Below are 20,277 nucleotides of genomic sequence, written 5' to 3' on the forward strand. Positions count from 1 at the left end.
ATGTCAGCGGGCGTCACAAATGCCGCGCCCGCAGCGGTCATATAGGCCATCAGCGCCTAAGGATACAAGCTGGAAACGCGCCTAAATCAAACGCTTCGACCGATCAGCGCCTTGGCCAGCTTGCGCACACGGATCAGTTCTTCGCGCGTCACCCCGCCTTTTTTCTGCGCCTTGCGCACACGCCAGTCGAGGCTCTTGATCTGATCGGCCAGAATCGCGCTGGCCACGTCTCCACCCAGTACCACTTCCCAGGGATGGCCCTTGATCTTCGTCGTAATCGGACAACACAGCATCAGGCTCTGGCGATCGTTGTAAATACGCGGGCTCAGGACCACGGCCGGCCGGTGGCCAGCCTGCTCATGCCCCGCCTGCGGATCGAATTCCAGCCAGACAATATCGCCCTCATCGGGCACATAGTCGCTCATAGAGCTTCATTGCCGTGGGGCGCACCGAAATCGGCCTCGGTCTGAATGACGTCCGGCGTCAGGCGGCTGAGCAAGTCTTCCAGATCGGCCTCATCCTCGGCAATGGCAGGCTCGATGACCAGCCGGCCATCTTCCAGCCGCATATCCACGGTATCGGCGGCCTTCAGATTCAGCGCCGATAAATAGGCACTGGGAATACGCACCGAGGTGCTGTTTCCCCATTTCGCCAGCGCGACCTTCATACCCGCCTCCGTTGATCCAATGTAGATACATTAACCGAAACGGCCGCGGGAATCAATACGACGTTCACCCTGTATGGCGCAGCGCGTACGCAATTCCGTTGCCGCGCTCAAGCAGCGAACGGGGCCGCCCGAGCGGCGGTAGCGCAGCGTAAAAACGGTCAATGGCCTACATCATCCCGTATTTCTAAGCGCGCTCGCAATGCCATTGACCGTCAGTTGCATGGCCAGTTGCACCAGCTTGTGCTTGTTGCCGTGGCGGCGGATGCCCAGCAGGTAAACCTGCAAACGATTGAGCGAACCCAGCAGCGGATTGGCGCGCTCGATCTGGTTGCGCAGGCGCTCATGGGTCGAGAGCAGATAGGGCGCGCCGCGCAGGCGCAGGATCAGCGCCACCGTATCGTCAAACTCGAATTTGACCTTGGCATAGATGCGCGCCGCTTCTTCCGGCTCACCGGCCAGGCCCGCATAAAGCCCGGCGATCTCCATGTCGGTCTTGGCCAGGGCCATTTCCATATTGGCGATGAAGACCTCAAAAAAGTCCCACTGCATCATTTCCTTCAGCACGTCGTCGCTGATCGCCAGTTCGCGCACCGCCGCGGCGAAACCGTACCAGCCGGGCAGCATGAAGCGCGTCTGCGACCAGGCGAAAACCCATGGAATGGCGCGCAGATCCTCGATCTTGCCCGACGCCGTGCGCGACGCCGGGCGCGAGCCGATCTTGAGATTGCTGACCTCGTCCACCGGCGTCACCGTGCGGAAGAAGTTGAGGAAATGCGGATCGTCATAAACCAGGCCGCGATAGGCATCGAAAGCGGCCGCGTGAACCTGGTCCATCAGCGGCGTGAACTTTTCCTCCAGCTTCGCATCGGCCGTATGGGCGGCGGTCTTGGCCCCCCGCTTCGGCACCGTGGCCAGGAAGGTGGCGGCCGCGAAGCTGTCGAGCGTCTTGTGGGCGGTGACGACATTGCCGAACTTGCGCGCGATCACCTCGCCCTGTTCGGTGACGCGGATCTGCCCGCCGACCGTGCCTTCGGGCTGGGCCAAAATCGCCGCGAAGGCCGGCCCGCCGCCGCGCCCCACGCTGCCGCCGCGGCCATGGAACAGGCGCAACTGCACGCCGGCCTTGTCGCATACCGCCTTGATCGCCTTCGACGCCTTGTGCAACGACCAGCGCGAAGAGGTGTAGCCGCCGTCCTTGTTGGAATCGGAATAGCCGAGCATCACTTCCTGCAACGCCGGGCGCCCCATCAGCGAACGGACGGCGAAATTGCCCAGCCACTTCTTCATGATTTCCGGCGCCGCCTCCAGGTCGCCAATGGTCTCGAAAAGGGGCGAAATCTTCATCATGCAGTGCGGCTGCGGTCCGCCGCGCACCAGGCCGGCCTGTTTCAGCAGCACCAGCGGCTCCAGGATATCGGATACCGAACCGGCTTTGGAAATGACATAGGCGCCAAAGGCTTCCGGCCCGAAAGTTTTAACGATCTCGGCCGCCGCATCGACAATGCGCAGTTCCTTGCGCGTCTCCTCGGAATAGCTGGCATAGTCCCAGCGCAAAATCCGGTCATTGGCCAGTTCGGCGAAGAGCAGCGAACAGCGCTCGCTTTCTGACATGCCGAGATAATCGATCAGTTCCGACGACTGGGTGAACAGGTCGGCGATGACGCGTTCATGCACGTCCGAATTCTGCCGCAGGTCGAGCGCCAGCAGGTGGAAGCCGCAACTGCGGGCAATGCGGATCAGGGTCTTGAGCGTGGCACCGATCATCCGGCGGCCGCCATTGCTGGCCAGGGAATTGCGGATCACGCGCAGGTCGAACAGGAAGGCGGCGCAGCTTTCATAGGCCGGCGCAGCGACCGAGGTATCGCCGGCGCGGCTGCCCACTGATTCACCCAGGATTTCCGCGCGCGTCCGCAGCAGGCGCTGCCGGATATGGGCAATGGCGCGGCGATAGGGCTCATCAACACGGTGGATATCGGTATTGAGCGACTTGCGCGCCAGTTCCTGAAGGGCATCGCTGACCGGCGTCACCTCGTCCGACATGGTCAGTTCGGTATCGAGCTTGTCGAGATGGACCAGGTAGAAATCGAAGGCCACGCGCGCCTGTTCACGATAGGCATAGCGCAGGGTCACCTCATCGACATGCGGGTGGCCGTCGCGGTCACCGCCGATCCACGAACCGAGCTTGAGCACGTCCGGCAGCGGTCCCTCATGCGGGATGTCGCGGCCCCATTCGGTATAGAGCGTCACCAGGGCCGGCAGGATCGAGCGCTTGACCGCGCCGATCAGATTGTTGATCTCGTCGCGCACCGTGATGCGTTCCGGGCGGTTGAGGCGGGTATTCCACAACAGCGCCACGGCACGGTAGAGATCGTCCCCCACCTGCTTTTTCTCACCTGCATTGGCGGCCTTTTCATAGGCTTGCAGCAGGGTGGCGATTTCGGTCTCGCGCTCCACGATCGAGGCGCGGCGCATCTCCGTCGGGTGGGCGGTAAAGACCGGCGAGGCCAGGATGCTGCTGAGCGTGGCGTCGATCTCCGCCTTATCCAGGCCCGACTGACGCGCCGAGGCCACGGCATTGGCCAGGCTGATCGGCTGCATTGACCCGTCGGCGCTCTCGAAACTGTCGATCTTGCCGAGCTGGCCGACATCCTCGGAAATGACCGACAGCATGGACATGCACGTCATGATGCGGGCGATATGCGCGGCTTCGGATTCACTCAAGGCACTGAAATCGAAAGTCTTGTCTTTCAGCGCCTCGACCTTGTCCATGACCTCGGCCTTGCCGAATTCGTGGACGGCTTCACTGAGATAGCCATCGAGCAGGCCGATATGTTGCTTGACGTGGTTGAGGACGGTGTCGATCATAGTCGTGTTCCAGAGTACCCGTTGGGCCGTCACTCGTCACACTTTTCGTCACAAAAACATAGACTTGCAGTCAGGTTTGTTCCGACGACGCATGATCAGATGTCAAGCCGGTTTATTGTTTTATCCTTCCTGATTAGGCGCGATTTTTGTGCATCGCAAGATAACAAATTTCGGTACAGAACTGGTCATATTGATAGTATGAATGAATCCAAGACCTTGAATATTATTGTCTGATTTAATATTTTTTCATTCGCAAACTTTTTACACACAAAGTTTCATTAGAAACAACGCCTTGGCAACGCGCCCACCATTGCCGAACGGCATAATAACACCGCCCGCCATTTGTTAAGACTTTTCCCGTAAGCTGAGGGGCATAACAAGCTTAAGAATAAGCAAGAGGGTGTCCCATGGCCAAAGCGACCTTTCATCGCCACCAAAGAGTCTATGTCGAACCGGTCGGTACCTGGGCGGTGATCGACAAGGTCAATCCCGTCTGGGTCAAGGGTTTCGACGAGCCGGTACGCGTCACCTATGACTGCGGCCTGGGCCGTGATTTCGCCGCCGAGGAACTGACACCCGAAAGCGCCGAAAAGAGCAAGGATGACGGCCACCTGTCGCACTGGCGCCTGATGCGCGCCCGCAACAAGTGGCAGACGCCAGAAGAAAGCCGCAACCACCCTTTCCCCGGCACCTATCCGATCGTCGTCACCGATGAAAACGACTGGGGCGGCTGGCGCGTGCCCGGCGCCGAATATGAGCGCGACCCGGCCCTGATCGAGATGCAGGCCCGCCTGATCGCCGCCGCGCCACACCTGCTCAAGCTGGTCAAGGATCTGCGTGATTACGCCCGCAACAACAGCGAACTGGACGACGACCTGATCTCGCTGGCCAAGCGCGCCGACCAGTTGCGCCAGCATGTCGAAACCGATGTGACCGACGTCCCGAAAGCCACCCGCCAGGCGGGATAGAATTAAGAATTGGCCGCGGATAAGGCACGGATATGATCCGCTTTGCGGATCATTGCACGGATAGACACGGATTTCATGGTCATCACGAAAGACACGCAGATGTCCCATCTTTGGACGGCGAAGCCGTCATTTGCGACCATTTGCCACTAAATTCGCAACGCAAAGAAATCCGTGCTGATCCGTGTCGCCGCAAGGCGGCATCCGTGCCTTATCCGTGGTTGGATCTTTCTTCTTAATTCCACCACTTCCACCCAAAAATCGCATTGTATCGCTTGAGCTTCTCTGAAAAGAGTCCCATGTGGACTGAGACTTCAAGCGAGACAGAACGAATATGCGCACCGATACGCCCCAGCCGATCAAACTCAGCGACTACAAGGCCCCCGACTTCCTGATTCCGGCCACGGAACTGGCGTTCGATCTCGCGCCCGAAACGACGCGGGTCAAGGCCCGGCTGACGATCAAACGGCAGGGTGCAGCCGATGCTCCCCTGATCCTGATGGGCGAGCGCCTCAAGCTGATCAGCGTCGCCATCGACGGCCAGCCGGTCGACTATACCACCACCGACGAAACCCTGACCATCGCTTCTGTCCCCGACCAGTTCGTGCTGGAAACCGAGGTCGAGATCGATCCGCTGAACAACAAGACGCTGGAAGGGCTTTACATGTCCTCCGGCCGTTACTGCACCCAGTGCGAAGCCGAGGGCTTCCGCAAGATCACCTGGTATCTCGACCGCCCCGACAGCCTCTCAAAATACCGCGTCCGCATAGAGGCGCCGAAGGCCGGTTTCCCGCACCTCCTCTCCAACGGAAATCTGCTGGAAAAAGGCGATTTGCCGGACGGCAAACACTACGCCCTGTGGGAAGATCCGTTTTTCAAGCCGTGCTACCTGTTCGCCCTGGTGGCCGGCGAACTGGACGTACTCGAAGACTCGACTGTCACCATGTCCGGCCGCACGGTGGATTTGAAAATCTATGTCGATACAGGAATGCGCGACCGCGCCGCCTACGCCATGGACGCCCTCAAGCGTTCGATGAAATGGGACGAAGAGGTCTATGGCCGCGAATACGACCTGGACCTGTTCATGATCGTGGCCGTGCGCGATTTCAACTTCGGCGCCATGGAAAACAAGGGACTGAACGTCTTCAATGCTTCGCTGCTGCTGGCCGACCCGACCACCGCCACCGACGCCGATTACGAGCGTATCGAGTCGGTCATCGCCCACGAATATTTCCACAACTGGTCCGGCAACCGCGTCACCTGCCGCGACTGGTTCCAGCTCTGCCTCAAAGAGGGTTTGACCGTTTTCCGCGACCAGGGATTCTCGGCCGATATGCGCGGCCACGCCGTCGCGCGCATCAAGGACGTCCGCGCCTTACGCGCCCGCCAGTTCCCGGAAGATTCAGGCCCCCTGGCCCACAGTGTGCGGCCGTCTTCCTATGTCAAGATCGACAATTTCTACACCGCCACCATCTATGAAAAGGGCGCGGAAATTGTCGGGATGCTGAAAACCCTGGCCGGTCCGGCGGTCTATCGCCAGGCGCTCGACCACTATTTCGAGCACAACGACGGCACCGCCGCAACGCTGGAGGATTTTCTCGCCAGCTTCCACGCCGTCACCGCCGACAATCCGCAACTGCGCGCCGACCTCAGCGCCATGATCGACTGGTACACCCAGGCCGGCACGCCGCAGGTGCGCATCTCCCAGCACTATGATGCCGCCGCCAAAACCCTGACCCTGACCTGCCTCCAGGTCACGGCGCCGACCCCCGGCCAGCCGGAAAAGAAGCCCCTGCCCATCCCGATCCGCCTGGCCGTGCTGGATGAAGACGGCGCGCCCCAGGCGCCCTTCAACACACCGGACAATGTTTCCTGGCTGTTCATCCTGCGCGATGCCCAGGCCGAGATGGTGATCCGCAATATCGAAATGCCGCCGGTGCTTTCGGCGCTGCGCCATTTCTCGGCCCCCGTCACCCTGCATCTCGACGAGCCACAATCGCACGCCTTCGCCCGCTTCAAAGGCGACAGCGACCCCTTCAACCGCTGGGAGGCGGCGCAAGGGCTGGCCAAGGCCATTATGCTCGACGAAATCCCCGATGAAGCTCTGATCGACGCCTTCGCGCAGGGGCTGGAAGCGACCTTGCGCGACGACCGGCTGGATGACGCCTTCAAGGCCCTGATCCTGGGCCTGCCGACCGAGGCCGACCTGGCACAGAGCCAGTCTCCGATCGATCCGGCTTTCCTGCATCATAACCGGAAACGCTTTAAAGCAGCCCTTTCGCTGCGCCTGCATGACACCCTGCGCGACCTTTACAATGCCCTGCCGGTGGCCAATACCTTCAGCCCCGATGCCGCCTCGGCCGGCAACCGCGCCCTGCGCAATGCCCTGCTCGACCTGCTGCTGGCCGGCTTTGATTTAAGCCAAAATCCGGGCGAACTGACCCTGCTGGCCGAGGCGCATTTCAAGGCCGCTACCAACATGACCGACATGATCGGCGGCCTCATCGCGCTTACCCATGTGCAGGGCGCGCCCTACCAGAACGCGCTCGACGCCTTCTACGCCCGCTTCAGACATGAGCCGCTGGTCATCGACAAATGGTTTTCGCTGCAGGCGGCAGCACCGCATCCGGATACCCTGGCGCGCGTTCAGGCCCTCAGCCATCACCCCGATTTCGACGCCAAAACGCCCAATCGCTGGCGCGCCCTCGTGCAGGGCTTCGCCAATAACCAGAGCGTCTTCCATGCCCCTGATGGCGGCGGCTATGCCTTCCTGGTCGAGCAGATCCTGGCGGTCGACGCCTTCAACCCCATGACCGCGGCGCGTCTGGTCGAACCGCTCAGCCGTTACCGCTTCTATGCGCAGCCCTACAGCGAGAACATGCGCCAGGCCCTGCAAATGATTACCGCGGCGCCAAAGCTGTCGAAAAACGTCCTTGAACTGGCGACAAAGGCGCTCGCCGACTAAAATCAGGGTTATAGCTAATGGTTATTAACCACTCTTAAGCATTGCTTACCTAGAATGCGCAAAAGAGACGCGGATGGCGTCGCCTTGCGCATGGTTTTGGGAGAGACGATTGGCGAGCCTCGAACGGGTCCGGTTCCTGGTGGTGGACGATAACGCCCACATGATCAATATCGTCAAAACCCTGCTGCGCGGGTTTGGCGTGACCCAGATATTCGAGGCGCGCGACGCCACCGAAGCCTTTCACCGCCTGAAACACGACTCAATCGACATCTGCATCACCGATTACCAGATGGAGGTGTTGGACGGCGTCGAGTTCGTCAAGCTGGTGCGTAATTCCTCCGACAGCCCGAACCGCTACGTCCCCATCATCATGCTGACCGCGCATTCGGAGCGGTCCAAGGTGATCGCCGCGCGCGACGCCGGCACCAATGAATTCTGCTGCAAGCCGGTGACGGCCATCGAACTGCGCCGCAAGATCGTCGCCATCGTCGATTATCCGCGCCCCTATATCAAGACCGCCACCGGCAACTATTTCGGCCCCGACCGCCGCCGCAAGCAGGATCCGAAATACCATGGCGAAGAGCGCCGCGAAGGCTGGAGCGAGGATCATCGTCCGCCCACCGGCCGCAAGCGCAGCACCTCGGCCGGCAGCGGCACCTTTGACGAAGACGAGGCCAGCTAACCGCTTTTGGCGGCCGGAGAATTATTTAAGTTTATAAAACCTTAAGACTCTCGACAATAGGTTAACGGCGCGTTTACCCTGATCTCCTACGCCGAATCAGGGCGCAACCGAATCTGACCGGGCTCATCAGGGCCAAACTGTACAGGACTGCCCGTGGCGGAGACGCATCAAAACCTGCGCACCCGAAGTCTGGCCGGCGGACGGACAACGAAGGCATCTCCCGAAAAGGAACCGGGAAATGACGGGGCGAAAGCCACTGACGGCCGCTCCCCCTTGTCACGCCTGATTATCTCGCCCGTATCCCCTACCATGCCGCTCTGGATCCGGATCGGCGCGCTCATTCTCACACTCGGCCTCGTCATCTTCATGGCCCTGTCAACCCTGCAACTGGGCAACAGCCTCTCCGCCGGCAAGGATGCCGAGGGCCAGGCCCTGCTGACCGCCGCCCGACTCGATGCCGCCCGGCTCGATGGCCGTCTGGGCACGGCCCGGCTGGCGCTGGAAGCGGCGCAAGGCCAACTGGCCCAGAAACCCGACGCGCCGCTCACCGCCGCCGAACTGGCCCTGAAACTGGGCCGCGACACCCTGACCAGCACGGCGCTGGTCAATACCGCTGAGGGCGAGACTGGCAGCGAGGTGGTCGCCCGCTCCGGCAGCGAGGACGCCGACCTGATGATCGAGGCGGCGCAAAAGGCTCACGCTTCCTTCGCCATCGTCACCGCCGGTTCAAAGCTCAGCCGGACGGATCACACCTACGCCGTGCTGAAAGGCGCAGGCGGCGCCCCCGACCTGGTGGCGCGACTCGCAGACGGCCTGCTGCCGGCGCCGGATGGCAAAGGGGGCTTAAGCGCGCTGGTTGGCCCTGATGGCCTGATCGTTGCCGCATCCAGCGAGGCCCTGGTGGGCAAGGATATCAAGACCGCGCTGGCCGTTTCCTACAGCCAGGTGCGGGCGCGCGCCGATTCCGGCCATCTCATTCAGGGCGCCCTGACCGAAGGTGGCTTCGTCAAGATCGCCTCGGTGGCGCAGGCCGACCTCAGCACCGCCGACGCCCTGCGCAGCGCCGACACAAGCCCGCTGATCCTGCTCCGGGCCACGCCCACGCCGCGCTTTTTCTCGGCGTCGCAAAGCCTGCTGAAGGCCGTGACCTTCGTGGGCGGCCCGCTGCTGATCGGCGCGCTGTTCGGCCTCCTGCTGTTCTTCCAGGCGCGCAAGAACCGTGAAGACGCGCGTCTGTTTCAGGCCAGCGAGCAGCGCTACCGCCTGGCGGTCGAATCGGCGCGCTGCGGCATCTTCGACTGGGATATCGGCCAGAACCTGATCTATATGTCCGATGTCACCGGCGTCATGCTCGGCTGGGGCGGCGGCGGCGTTGCATCTACCGATGAGGTGCTCGAACGCATCGCCCCGGAACAACGGGCCGATGTGGTAAAGGCGCTGGAAACCGCCCGCTCCACCGGCGCACTCGATGTGTCCTTCCGCGTCCCTTCGGCCACCGGCCAGGCCCTGTGGGTCGATGCGCGCGGCCAGTCGGTCGGCGAACGCACGGCAGGCGGCTTCACGCGCCTGTCCGGCGTGGCGCTCGATGTCAGCCAGGAACGCATCGCCCAGATCCGCGCCCAGCGCGCCGAAACCCGTCTGCGCGACGCCATCAATTCGGTGTCGGACGCCTTCGTGCTGTGGGACCGCCACAACCGGCTGCTGATGTGGAATGCGACCTTCGGCGAGACCTTCAATATCGATGCCCGCTTCCTCAAGCCCGGCACACCGCGCCACCTGATCGACCAGGTGATGCAGATCGCCATCCGCCGCCAGCAGCCAACCCAGGACGCGCGCGAAGGCGTCTTCGAGGCCGAGTTGAACAATGGCCGGTGGATCCAGGTATCGGAAAGCCGCACGGCCGAAGGCGGCCATGTCGTCACCGGCGCCGATATCACCGCCGTCAAGGTGCAGGAAGAAAAGAGCCGCGAAAACGAGGAAGCCCTGCAGGGGCTGGTTGAAAAGCTGGAACAGAGCCGCCAGCAGCAGACGGTCCTGGCGCGCAAGTACGAGATCGCCAAGATCCGCGCCGAAGCCGCCAACCACGCCAAGAGCGAGTTCCTCGCCAACATGTCGCACGAGCTGCGCACACCGCTCAATGCCATCAACGGCTTCTCGGAAATCATGTCGTCGGAAATGTTCGGCCCGCTCGGCCATCCGCGCTACAAGGAATACGCCGTCGATATTCTCGGTTCGGGCCAGCACCTGCTGTCCCTGATCAATGATATTCTCGACATGTCGAAGATCGAGGCCGGCAAGCTGAACCTGCGCTTCGAACCGGTAATCATCGAAGAAGTGGTCGAGGACACCCTGCGTCTGATCCGGCAAAAGGCGGAACGCGCCGGCCTGAAGCTGCGTGTCCACCTGCCGCAACTGCCGGAAATTTCGGCCGACTTCCGCGCCCTGAAGCAGATCCTGCTCAATCTGCTGACCAATTCGGTGAAATTCACCCCCACCGGCGGCACCCTGACCATCTCGGCCATCGCCACCGAAACCAATGTCCATATCACGGTGGCTGATACCGGCATCGGCATCGCCCGCAAGGACATGGAACGCCTGGCCAGGCCGTTCGAGCAGATCGAGAACCAGTTCTCCAAGACCCGCGAAGGCACCGGCCTCGGCCTGGCGCTCACTAAGTCGCTGATCGAGATGCACAATGGCCGTTTCGAGGTCGACAGCGTCCTCGGCGAAGGTACCACCTGCACCGTGATCCTGCCGATCGCCCAGACCGCCACGCAAATCGGCGACCAGGCGGCTTAAGGCGTCGCCTACACCAAACTATTGATTGAACATTTGTTGAAAACGCTGCTTGAACTGTCGCTTGCTCAGTTGCATCTTTTCGGCGCTGATCTCCTGGCTGAATGCTCCCTGGATTGAGGCAGGCAGATGGGCTACCGGATCCCCGGCGCTGTCGAAAATATAATAGTCGAGCATGGTTTTCCAAAACTGGCGCTGATCGGAGGGGAGATGCTTGATGCTGAGCGCCGCCAGATAGAGCGTCGCCAGAGGATGGTATGCATCCGGACGAGCGTCGTTCCACCAGTAGTTTACCAGCATGTTGAGAGGCCCCGTAGTCTGGACGTGGTGCCACCAGTAACTCGGTATATAGAGCGCATCCCCAGGTTCCAGATGGGCCTGCTGCGCTACTTCTAGGGCCTGGGCAAAGCGCGGGTGGGCGTTGAAATCCGGTTCGTCTAGTGAGGCCAGGCTAATCAGCGCGCCGCCGGGCGTCATGTCGAGCGGCCCCATATACAGGTTCGGTAGCTGGTCAGGCGGAAAAAGCGTAAAAACCTTTTTTCCGGCGACATGACACGCGATATTTTCCGGGCGGTCCAGATGGGTCTGGGTACAAATGGTATTACCGAGCCATAGTCTGGGCTGCACGTCCGTGTTCAGAAGCGGCATGTCGAGGCCGGCCATCATGTCCGGAGCGACCGCAGGGATCGGCAACGCCTGGATATAGCGTGCCTCACCGCACTGGGAAGCCGGCTGGGCCAAAAACCAGTCGACAAGACCGGATATCGATTCATTTATGGCAGTGAAATTAACCCCGGTAAGACTCTCATTGTAAAAAAAACGGCCTTTGAATTCAGCGGGACAGACGGAAACCAGACTGGTTCTGCGACTATCATGCTTTTTCAGATAGGCCCCAAGCGCCTCGGGCGATTTTTTTGCGGCCTCAACACATGGCCAGTGAGACACAAGGCCCTTCATGACCACAGGCTGATTTAGGGGCCGGATCTCATTTTCGAATGTCACCCGATCAACTTTATCAATAACGGCGATCGATTTAAATCGATTCATCTGAGAATTCCTGGTCGTAAAGCACGGCATCAGAAGACTGTTTCGCAATCAAAACCATGCCTCGTCAAGCGGGCCATAGCCATAACTTTGTTTGAAAACGAATGCAATGCAGGCGACCGGCGGCCACTACTGGCTACCACTGACAGCCGGGCGTCAGCTTCCGACTTTATTGCTTCCCATCGATGCAAATGTGCTACAACGCCCCATGAGCGTAGCCTTTACCAGAGACGAAGACTTTGAGGCCGCGGCGGCCAACCTGCCCGACCGGCCGGTCTCCCCGCATCCCAATCTGGTCACGCCCGAGGGCCTGGCGCAACTGGAAGCCGCCTTCGCCGAGGCCAAGACCGCCTATACCGCCGCGCAAGCCTCCGGCCAGATCAATGAAGACCGCACGGCCATGGCGCGCGCCACGCGTGACCTGCGCTACTACACCACCCGCCTTGGCTCTGCCCAGCGCATCGATCCCGTCACCGCACCGGAACGCGTCGTCTTCGGCTGCACGATCACGATCCTGCGGGATAATGACCGCGAACAGACCTTCCGGATCGTGGGAGAAGACGAAGCCGACCCGGCAAAAGGCAGCGTGTCCTACGTCTCGCCGCTGGCCCGCGCCCTGCTCGGCAAGGAGATAGGCGACGAGGTCCAGGTCGGCGGCGCCGGCGTGGAGATTATGTCGATACGCTGATCCAGCTATTGCGGCGCCGGCGCGTCCACCTTTACCGGCGGCTTGTCGTCCTTGGCGATAAAGCGGTCAAACCGGCCGCTGGCGCGCAGGAGCGTGGTGAGAACGAACGTCCGTTCACGCACGGGCAGGTCCCGCATATTCAAAATCAGAGTATTCTCGATCTTGCCGCGAGCGTCGTTCTCTGCGTTGCGGGCCTGTTCGGACAACATGGCGATCTGCGCCGCGTCATACGGCTCTTGCGATACCAGCACGCGCGCCTGGGCCCGCAGAGCCCGCGCCTTGGCCATGTCTGCCTCACCGCTTAATGCCGCGGCCTTGGTCAGTAGATAGATATGATGGCGCTCCTCGCGCGTCGTCCCCTCGGTGGCCTCGCGCCACGCCTTCTGCATGGCCAGCGGACGCTGGAAATCACGCAGATGGTGCTTGAACACGAAACCAGCGCCTACGGCCGCACCGATCAGAAAGATATTGATAACCAGCGAGATCGACAGAATCCATTTAAGTCGGGTGTTCGTCAGCCAGGCGTTCATGCTCAGTCTCCCCCGTCGATCATCGCCACCTGTTCCAGCACGCTGGTGACGCGCAGGTCGCTCAGGCCCATCAGGCTGAGATTAACCCCCAGCACCGCACCGGCCAGACAGGCCGCCGTCGCGATGCTTATGCCCCAGACAACCGACCGGGATACCCGCGCCGGACGCGGCCGGACCGGGAAGGTAACAACGTTACTCACCGGCGTAAAGTCGGCCGCGAAACGCTCCATAGCCGCCTCGAAAAGCGGCTGGTCCGCTTCCGCCCGGCCATGTTCGATGACGCGCAGGGTGTCCATCATGTCATCCAGCGCGCGCGCCTCGGTCAGCCAGGCCGCCGCTTCCGGATGCGCCTCGACACAGGAAAGTGCCGCCTCGCGCTCCGCCTCCGGCCAGTGCGCCGCATGGGCGCCATAGGCCTCAATAATCGCTTTCAGTCGTTCCAAACGCATGTCACTCATCTTCCCGCTCCCGTACTCCCCGGGATTACAGACTTTTCACTCATCAGGGTGCGCAGGGTACGCCTCGCCCGCGCCAGCAGACTTTCCAGCGCCTCTATGCTCACCCCCATGACCGCCGCCGCTTCTATATTGGACATCTCCTGGAAATAGTTCAGGGTGATGGCCGTCCGCTGCCTTTCGGGCAGTTGCGCCAGGGCCTTTTGCAGGGCCTGCGCGGTCTGCGCCTGCTCAAGCTGCACCGAAGGCCCCGCCGCGTCATCGATGATCTCGACATCATCCGGGCTGACGCTGTCCTTCCGCCGCCGCAGGCGATCATAGCACAGGTTGAGCGCCACGCGGTGCATCCAGGTGTCGATGCGCGCCTTGCCCGGCACCCAGGTCGCCGCTTGTTTCCAGGTCCGCACAAGAGTTTCCTGCGCCACGTCCTCGGCTTCCGCCGGATCGTTCAGCATCCGCCGCCCGAGCGACAGAAGCCGCGGCAGCTTGCGCGAGACAAGCGCCGACACCGCCGCCATATCGCCGCGCGCGATCCGCTCCAGCAGAACCTCGTCAGGGTCTGTCGTCACCTGTTTCCCCGGCAGCGCATCGACCTGAGCCGACACAAGATGTATCCGTTTCTGTTGCAGATTTTCCTTCACCCCGGCATGACCAAAGTCACGGGGCTTATGAAAGAGGCTCTGCGCCATCAATTACGGTCCTTAACAAGATAAATGAAACCAGAACAGGTATCCGCCGTCATCTTGTTCATTACAACGTTGTAATGATAATTATCCGTCGCTTTTAATTCTCGTTGGGCCGGACGATCTTTTCAAAAGCGATCCTGGCCCGCTTGCGGATATCACGCAGCTTCTTCTCCAGCGTATCGAGCCTGCGGGTATGGACGGCGCGCGCCAGCTTACGCTGGAAGGCTTCCGGCTCGTTACGCGGATCATCCTGAGCGGTAAGAGACACCCGCATGACCTGCGCCAGCGCCTGCTGCACCTTCCAGGCCACGCTGAGTGCCTCGATCTCGGCGGCCGGCGCCAGACCGGCGCGCGACATGGCCGACAGCGCCTGAAGCGTGCCGACACGCAAGGGGCCGCCCGCCTCGCCATGGATCAGTTGCAGGTACTGCGCCGCGAACTCGGCATCGACCTGGCCGCCGATCGACAGCTTGAAATCCCAGAAGCTCTTGGCCGGGCGTTCCTTTTCCATCAGGGCACGCATGGCCAGCACATCGAGCGCCGTCTGCGCCACGGAGCGCTGGCGGCGCAGGATGGTCTCGACCTTCAGCCGCACCAGGTCGGCGAAATCGGCCGAGGTCGACCAGACGATCCGCGCCCGCGTCAGGGCCTGGAATTCCCAGGTATCGGCGTCCTTGTCGTAATAGTTCTCGAAAGCCGCCAAAGATACCGCCACCGGCCCCTTGGCGCCGGTCGGCCGCAGCTTCATGTCGATTTCGTAGAGCGTGCCTTCGTGCGTCGGTGCCGAAAGCGCCGAAATCAGCCTCTGAGTAAACCGGCCGAACCAGGTTTCCGGCGCCCAGTTCTTGACCGTGGAGGCCGAAGACGGATCATCCGGCAGGTAGACCGCCATCAGGTCGAGGTCCGAGGTTGCCGTCATCTCCTGAGAGCCAAGCTTGCCGAGCGCCAGGATCGCCACCTGCCCGTCCAGCTTTCCGGCCTGACGCACCATATCTTCCAGGGCCAGCGGCGCCAGGTGATGGATGCAGGCATCGGCCAGGCGGGCATAGGCCGCGCCCGCCGCCTCGGTGTTCAGCCGGCCCGACAGGATCTGCATCCCGATGCGGAACTGTTGTTCGCGGCCGATGCGACGCAGGGCATTCATCACCGCTTCGAGATCAGGCGGCACGCGCTCGACCTCGCGCCGCACCAGTTCGTCCACTTCCTCGCCGAGCGGATCGAAGAAGCCGGCATCGAGCATGGCATCGAACGAGGTCGGATGGCGCGCCAGCATCTGGGCCAGGCGCGGCGAGAAGCCCATGATCTCGACAATGGTATGGAACAGCTTCGGATTGGCCAGGAAGAGGGATTGTATCTGCACCCCGGCATTCAGAGTCACGAAGAACGAGGCGAAGCGCGTAAAGGCGATGGAGGGCGTGCCCGTTTCATTCAGCGCCTCCAGCAGGCGGGGCACAAGCCGGGTAAACAGTTCGCGGCCGCGCTCCGAACGCGTCGCCGGGATGCGGCCGTGATGCCATGACCGGATGGTGGCCGCCACCTGCTCCGGATGATCGAAGCCCATCCGCGCCAGGGTCTTGATCGTTTCCGGATCATCGTCCACGCCGGTAAAGACCAGTGAGCCGAACGAGGAGGACAGCGATTCCGCCTCGGAAAACAGCTCGCCATAGTGCGAATTGACCAGGCGCAGGGTGCGCGACACCGCCAGGTCAAAGCGTGACAGATTGGAGAAGCCGGAAAGCGCCGCCACCCGCATCCGGTCGTCATCATTTTCCGGCAGGTCGTGGGTCTGCTCGTCGTGGATCATCTGGACGCGGTGTTCCCAGTCGCGCAGCCGAATATAGGCTTGCTTCAGTTCCTTGGCGACGGCGGGCGCCAGATGACCGGCCCGGCGCAGCGCATCCAAAGCATCGAGCGTGCGTTTGGACCGCAGGGAGGGATCGCGGCCGCCAAGAATCAACTGCTGCGTCTGGGCGAAGAACTCGATCTCGCGGATACCGCCGGCGCCGAGCTTCAGGTTGGCTCCCGCCGCTTCCAGCCGCTCATCCACCTTATAGACGTGGATCTGCCGCTTGATCGAATGCACGTCGGCAATGGCCGGATAATCGAGACTGCGCCGCCAGATGAAGGGCGACAGGTCGTTCATGAACCCCTTGGCCTCCACCATGTCGCCGGCCACGGCCCGCGCCTTGATAAAGGCGGCGCGCTCCCAGTTCTGCCCGACCGATTCGTAGTAATGCAGGGCGAAAGGCACGCTGACCACTGTGGGCGTGGATGATGGATCGGGCCGCAGGCGCAGGTCGACGCGGAAGACATAACCATCGCCGGTGCGCTCGGAAAGCAGGGTCGAGACGCCGCGCGCCACCCGGTCGGCGAAGGTCTGCGGATCGACCTGGGCATTGACCGGCAGGCGGTCCAGGTCGCAGAAGAAGGTGATGTCGATATCCGACGAATAGTTCAGTTCGCCGGCGCCATGCTTGCCCATGGCCAGCACGAAGAGGCCCGGCAAAATCCCGCGCTCTTCGCTTTTGTCGATGCGGCTGTCATCTATCCGGCCCTTGTCGCGCTCCTCACGCACCACCAGCGCAAGGGCGGCCTCGGTCACGGCATCGGCAAAGCGCGTCAGGGCGGCGGTGACGTGATCGAGCCCCCAGACATCGCCGAGATCAGCCAGGGCGGTCAGCAGGTGCGTGTCGGCCTTCAGGTGGCGCAGTATCTTTTTGGCGGCGGGGATATCGAGCGTCTCGACAGTGGCGGCCTGATCCTTCAGCGCCTCGGTGGCCAGCAGGATCGCTTTCAGGCGGGCTTCCGGCGCCGATATCAGGGTCTCACGCAGGCGCTGCGGATCACGGCGCATAAGGCCGGCCAGATAGGGCGAGGCCGAGACCACGGGCCGCAGCGCATTTTCGGCCTGTTGCAGCACATCGCGCCAACCTTCGGTCGTGGCCACCTCATACAGGGTCTCGAAGACATAATCCGCCGCACCCGCATTCAGAACCGGCCCGCAGGGGTGCAGGCGGTCGACCAGAGAAGAGAATAAAACATCTGCCATGAGGTAAGCGGTACAGGTCCCTGCGTCTATTGTCCTGCATGTTTAACCCTGAATCGCCGAAATACCAAACTTTCCAAGAGCTTTGGCCAATATGTTTTTGAACATGGCCGCTCCGCGCCTCATGTGCTACGTCCGTCCGGTCCCGCCACCGGAGCCTGACCATGAGAGCCTATAAAGTCGTCGATGCCTTCAGCGACCGGCCGTTTCTCGGCAATCCTGTCGCGGTCGTTCTGGACGCGGAGGGTCTGGACACCGCCGCCATGCAGGCCATTGCCCGCTGGACCAACCTGTCGGAAACCACCTTCCTGCTGCCGGCCGAACACCCCGACGCCGATTACGCCTTGCGCATCTTCACGCCCTTGAGCGAACTGCCTTTCGCCGGCCATCCCACGCTCGGCAGCGCCCATGCCATTATCGAGGCTGGGCGCCATACGCCGAAGACTGGCGTGCTGGTGCAGGAATGCGGCGTCGGCCTGGTCCGCATTGAGGTGACGGATCGCCTCATAACCCTCGCCCTGCCATCGGCGCGAATAGAGACGCTTGCCGTTGATGACGTTGCGGAACTCGAGGCCATCCTCGGCGCTCCGGTCCAGAAAGAAAGTGCCCCGGCGCTGGTTAATGTCGGCCCGGCCTGGATCGTGGCCCAGATGACGGATGCGGCGGCCGTACTCGCTCTCAAACCCGATTTCGCCCGTTCGGCCGTATTCGAGCGCCGACTGAACGCCACCGGCATCACCGTCTTCGGCAGATATCCCGATAGCAGCGCGATCGAGGTCCGCTCCTTCGCCCCCTCCGACGGCATAGATGAAGACCCGGTGTGCGGCAGCGGCAATGGCAGCGTGGCGGCCTTCCAGATTGCCCGCGGCCTGATCCCGCCCGTAGCGACCGCCTATACGGCCACGCAAGGCCAGTGCATCGGCCGCGACGGACACATTCAGATATCGGTCGATGAGGCCGGACAGGTCTATGTCGGCGGCGCCTGCGTCACCTGCGTCGATGGCTGGCTTCATAAGTAAAGGAAGGGTATCCACAGATTACACAGATTGCACAGATTAAGAAGAAAAGCGGTCCACAGATAAGCCAGATAAGCACAGACGATTTGAAGCAGTTTGAGCTCAGGCGCGAAACGAAATGCTTTCTTATGCGCCTGCGGCGCATTCGTGACTATAACCGCCGAGGCAGGTCATGCGCACGGACCATCTGTGCTTATCTGGCTTATCTGTGGATTCCTTCTCTTTCTTAAAATCTGCGCAATCTGCGTAATCTGTGGATCAACGTCTTTCCTTCAAACCCCAAATTACCCCTGCACCGGCGGCAGAACCAGGGCCGTGCGCAGACCCGGCCCCTGACCGTCGAAAACGCCCGGCCCCTCGGCCACTTCCAGCCGCCCCTTGTGCGCCACCGCCACGGCCTCGACCATCGAAAGCCCCAGCCCCACGCCCGGAAGCGTCCGCGAATTTTCCAGCCGCACAAAGCGTTCGGCAATGCGCTTTCGGTCCTTTTCCGGCACGCCCGGACCGGTATCGGTGATCGAAAACTCGATCTCCCGCTGCGAGGTATGACGCATCCGGAAGGTCACGCCGCCCGGCACCGGCGTATATTTGATGGCATTGTCGAGCAGGTTGGAAAGCGCCTGCGCCAGGAAATCACGGTTGCCATAGGCCCTGACGCCCTTTTCGATCTCGGCCTCGAACTCCAGCCCCTTGTCGGCCGCCACCGCCTCGAACAGTTCGGCCATGTCGTCGGCCAGTTCGCTGGCGGAAAACAGCACCTGATCCGGCGCCTGTCCCTGCGCCTGCAAACGCGACATCGAAAACACCGTCTGGAAGGTACGCAGCAACTGGCCAGTTTCCTCCAGCGCCCCCGCCAGGGCATCGTGTGCCTGGGACGGGTCTTTATCGACCTCCAGCAGCGACACCTCCAGCTTGGTGCGCAGGCGCGACAGCGGCGAGCGCAGGTCGTGCGCGATGGCGTCACCGGCGTATTTCAGATTGCCCATGGTCTTTTCCATGCGGTCGAGCGTCTGGTTGATGCGCAGGGAGAGCGCGTCAAACTCGTCGCCGGAATCGCGCACCGAAATCCGCGCCTTGAGGTCGCCTTCCTGCACCCGCTCCAGCACCGTCGTCACCCGCGCCACCGAGCGCGTGACCTCCTGATTGATCAGGGTGCCGGCGAAGAGGCCGAGGATCACCACCAGCAGGCCGCCGCCAGCCACTGCCTTGATTTCCTGCTGGAAGCCGTGATCGGCCCACGACATATCCATAGCGACATAGATGTAGAAATTGTCGTCCAGCCGCACCACGCGCCCCTGGAAACGGCAGCAGTTCGGATCATTGGGCGACGGCGAGGTGAAGTTGATCGAGGCCACCGGATTATCGGCACTGACCTGTTTCAGCCCTTCACGGATCACCGTGTCGGGCAGGCTCTTGCCTTCCATGCGGGCGCGGCCGTTCTGCGCCAGCACCTGGCCAGAATTATCGAAGGCGCCCTTGGCGAAGACCCATTCGACGGCGTCATCCCCCAGGATCTTCGCCACCACCGCCGCATGGCCGTCGCGCGCGTCCGTCTCCTTGAGGCTCTTGATGCGCGCGTCGATCGACACATTGCCCCAGGCGCGCGATTCCGTCGAGGTGGCCAGATAGATGTAGCCGAAGACCAGCGCCGCCACGAAGACATAAACGCACAGGAAAACCAGCGTCAGCCGGAAGGGCGTCTGGCGGAAGAAGTTCGGCCGCAGGATGGCGAGCGCATCCACCCGCCGCCACACGGCGTCGATCATTTGCTTGCGGGTTTCGGAGGAAGAGCTGTCAGTCATAATCTATCCTTGTACCTGCCAGTGCTGGCACGATACGCTCCTCCCCATTTCTTGAATGGGGAGGTGTCAG

Annotated in this window: 15 protein-coding genes; 6 read left to right on the forward strand and 9 right to left on the reverse strand. The window is 61.8% G+C overall.

Features of this window, described 5'->3' with window-relative positions; genetic code table 11:
• Window positions 1–86: 86 nt before the first annotated feature.
• The 3 genes from mazF to ppc form a co-directional block, all read right to left on the reverse strand.
• The gene (gene mazF, locus BLO49_RS07160) at window positions 87–425 is read right to left on the reverse strand and encodes an endoribonuclease MazF (protein WP_090646383.1); all 339 of its coding nucleotides are present in this window, start codon (window positions 423–425) and stop codon (window positions 87–89) included.
• Window positions 422–667, reverse strand: coding sequence for an AbrB/MazE/SpoVT family DNA-binding domain-containing protein (locus BLO49_RS07165; protein ID WP_090646385.1), 246 nt, complete (start codon window positions 665–667; stop codon window positions 422–424). The genes mazF and BLO49_RS07165 overlap by 4 nt, the downstream gene beginning before the upstream one ends.
• A gap of 171 nt (window positions 668–838) precedes the next feature.
• Window positions 839–3,532 (reverse strand): phosphoenolpyruvate carboxylase, encoded by a 2,694-nt coding sequence (gene ppc, locus BLO49_RS07170; RefSeq protein WP_090646388.1) that lies wholly within the window; start codon window positions 3,530–3,532, stop codon window positions 839–841.
• Window positions 3,533–3,939: 407 nt separating this feature from the next.
• On the opposite strand from ppc, the gene BLO49_RS07175 reads away from it, so the two are divergent.
• From BLO49_RS07175 to BLO49_RS07190, 4 genes are all read left to right on the forward strand, one after another.
• The gene (locus tag BLO49_RS07175; RefSeq protein ID WP_090646390.1) at window positions 3,940–4,500 is read left to right on the forward strand and encodes a hypothetical protein; all 561 of its coding nucleotides are present in this window, start codon (window positions 3,940–3,942) and stop codon (window positions 4,498–4,500) included.
• A 331-nt stretch (window positions 4,501–4,831) separates the two neighbouring features.
• A complete protein-coding gene (pepN, locus tag BLO49_RS07180; protein WP_090646393.1) occupies window positions 4,832–7,462 on the forward strand; it encodes an aminopeptidase N in 2,631 nt (876 codons plus the stop codon).
• A gap of 109 nt (window positions 7,463–7,571) precedes the next feature.
• Window positions 7,572–8,144, forward strand: a complete 573-nt coding sequence (locus BLO49_RS07185; protein ID WP_090646395.1) for a response regulator — start codon at window positions 7,572–7,574, stop codon at window positions 8,142–8,144.
• A 153-nt stretch (window positions 8,145–8,297) separates the two neighbouring features.
• On the forward strand, window positions 8,298–10,943 hold the full coding sequence (locus BLO49_RS07190) for a PAS domain-containing sensor histidine kinase (RefSeq protein ID WP_245678925.1): 2,646 nt from the start codon (window positions 8,298–8,300) through the stop codon (window positions 10,941–10,943).
• 18 nt (window positions 10,944–10,961) lie between these two features.
• Here the strand turns inward: BLO49_RS07190 and BLO49_RS07195 are convergent, their stop codons facing one another.
• A complete protein-coding gene (locus BLO49_RS07195; protein WP_170828248.1) occupies window positions 10,962–11,987 on the reverse strand; it encodes a cupin-like domain-containing protein in 1,026 nt (341 codons plus the stop codon).
• Between the two features lie 205 nt (window positions 11,988–12,192).
• Here BLO49_RS07195 and greA point away from each other — a divergent pair, with 205 nt between their 5' ends.
• Entirely contained in the window at window positions 12,193–12,672 is a 480-nt protein-coding gene (greA, locus tag BLO49_RS07200) for a transcription elongation factor GreA (protein WP_090646401.1), read from the forward strand.
• Window positions 12,673–12,677: 5 nt separating this feature from the next.
• On the opposite strand, the gene BLO49_RS07205 is transcribed toward greA, so the two are convergent.
• From BLO49_RS07205 to BLO49_RS07220, 4 genes are all read right to left on the reverse strand, one after another.
• Window positions 12,678–13,202, reverse strand: coding sequence for a periplasmic heavy metal sensor (locus BLO49_RS07205; protein WP_090646409.1), 525 nt, complete (start codon window positions 13,200–13,202; stop codon window positions 12,678–12,680).
• Window positions 13,203–13,204: 2 nt separating this feature from the next.
• The gene (locus BLO49_RS07210) at window positions 13,205–13,660 is read right to left on the reverse strand and encodes a hypothetical protein (RefSeq protein WP_090646410.1); all 456 of its coding nucleotides are present in this window, start codon (window positions 13,658–13,660) and stop codon (window positions 13,205–13,207) included.
• Entirely contained in the window at window positions 13,657–14,346 is a 690-nt protein-coding gene (locus BLO49_RS07215) for an RNA polymerase sigma factor (protein ID WP_245678926.1), read from the reverse strand. The genes BLO49_RS07210 and BLO49_RS07215 overlap by 4 nt, the downstream gene beginning before the upstream one ends.
• Before the next feature lie 94 nt (window positions 14,347–14,440).
• Complete coding sequence (locus BLO49_RS07220) at window positions 14,441–17,392, reverse strand: bifunctional [glutamine synthetase] adenylyltransferase/[glutamine synthetase]-adenylyl-L-tyrosine phosphorylase (protein ID WP_090646412.1); 2,952 nt, start codon at window positions 17,390–17,392, stop codon at window positions 14,441–14,443.
• 161 nt (window positions 17,393–17,553) lie between these two features.
• Here BLO49_RS07220 and BLO49_RS07225 point away from each other — a divergent pair, with 161 nt between their 5' ends.
• Window positions 17,554–18,408, forward strand: coding sequence for a PhzF family phenazine biosynthesis protein (locus BLO49_RS07225; protein ID WP_090646414.1), 855 nt, complete (start codon window positions 17,554–17,556; stop codon window positions 18,406–18,408).
• A gap of 281 nt (window positions 18,409–18,689) precedes the next feature.
• On the opposite strand, the gene BLO49_RS07230 is transcribed toward BLO49_RS07225, so the two are convergent.
• Complete coding sequence (locus BLO49_RS07230) at window positions 18,690–20,207, reverse strand: sensor histidine kinase (protein ID WP_090646416.1); 1,518 nt, start codon at window positions 20,205–20,207, stop codon at window positions 18,690–18,692.
• Window positions 20,208–20,277: the final 70 nt, after the last annotated feature.

Origin of the sequence: Asticcacaulis taihuensis (assembly GCF_900100255.1) — a bacterium.
Classification (GTDB): Bacteria; Pseudomonadota; Alphaproteobacteria; order Caulobacterales; family Caulobacteraceae; genus Asticcacaulis; species Asticcacaulis taihuensis.

What these genes read in the sequence shown, in the direction of transcription:
- BLO49_RS07220 (WP_090646412.1), bottom strand. Translation starts at nt 17,392, where the DNA reads ATGGCAGATGTTTTATTCTCTTCTCTGGTCGACCGCCTGCACCCCTGC.
- BLO49_RS07215 (WP_245678926.1), bottom strand. Translation starts at nt 14,346, where the DNA reads ATGGCGCAGAGCCTCTTTCATAAGCCCCGTGACTTTGGTCATGCCGGG.
- BLO49_RS07210 (WP_090646410.1), bottom strand. Translation starts at nt 13,660, where the DNA reads ATGAGTGACATGCGTTTGGAACGACTGAAAGCGATTATTGAGGCCTAT.
- pepN (WP_090646393.1), top strand. Translation starts at nt 4,832, where the DNA reads ATGCGCACCGATACGCCCCAGCCGATCAAACTCAGCGACTACAAGGCC.
- greA (WP_090646401.1), top strand. Translation starts at nt 12,193, where the DNA reads ATGAGCGTAGCCTTTACCAGAGACGAAGACTTTGAGGCCGCGGCGGCC.
- BLO49_RS07175 (WP_090646390.1), top strand. Translation starts at nt 3,940, where the DNA reads ATGGCCAAAGCGACCTTTCATCGCCACCAAAGAGTCTATGTCGAACCG.
- BLO49_RS07165 (WP_090646385.1), bottom strand. Translation starts at nt 667, where the DNA reads ATGAAGGTCGCGCTGGCGAAATGGGGAAACAGCACCTCGGTGCGTATT.
- mazF (WP_090646383.1), bottom strand. Translation starts at nt 425, where the DNA reads ATGAGCGACTATGTGCCCGATGAGGGCGATATTGTCTGGCTGGAATTC.
- BLO49_RS07225 (WP_090646414.1), top strand. Translation starts at nt 17,554, where the DNA reads ATGAGAGCCTATAAAGTCGTCGATGCCTTCAGCGACCGGCCGTTTCTC.
- ppc (WP_090646388.1), bottom strand. Translation starts at nt 3,532, where the DNA reads ATGATCGACACCGTCCTCAACCACGTCAAGCAACATATCGGCCTGCTC.
- BLO49_RS07205 (WP_090646409.1), bottom strand. Translation starts at nt 13,202, where the DNA reads ATGAACGCCTGGCTGACGAACACCCGACTTAAATGGATTCTGTCGATC.
- BLO49_RS07230 (WP_090646416.1), bottom strand. Translation starts at nt 20,207, where the DNA reads ATGACTGACAGCTCTTCCTCCGAAACCCGCAAGCAAATGATCGACGCC.
- BLO49_RS07195 (WP_170828248.1), bottom strand. Translation starts at nt 11,987, where the DNA reads ATGAATCGATTTAAATCGATCGCCGTTATTGATAAAGTTGATCGGGTG.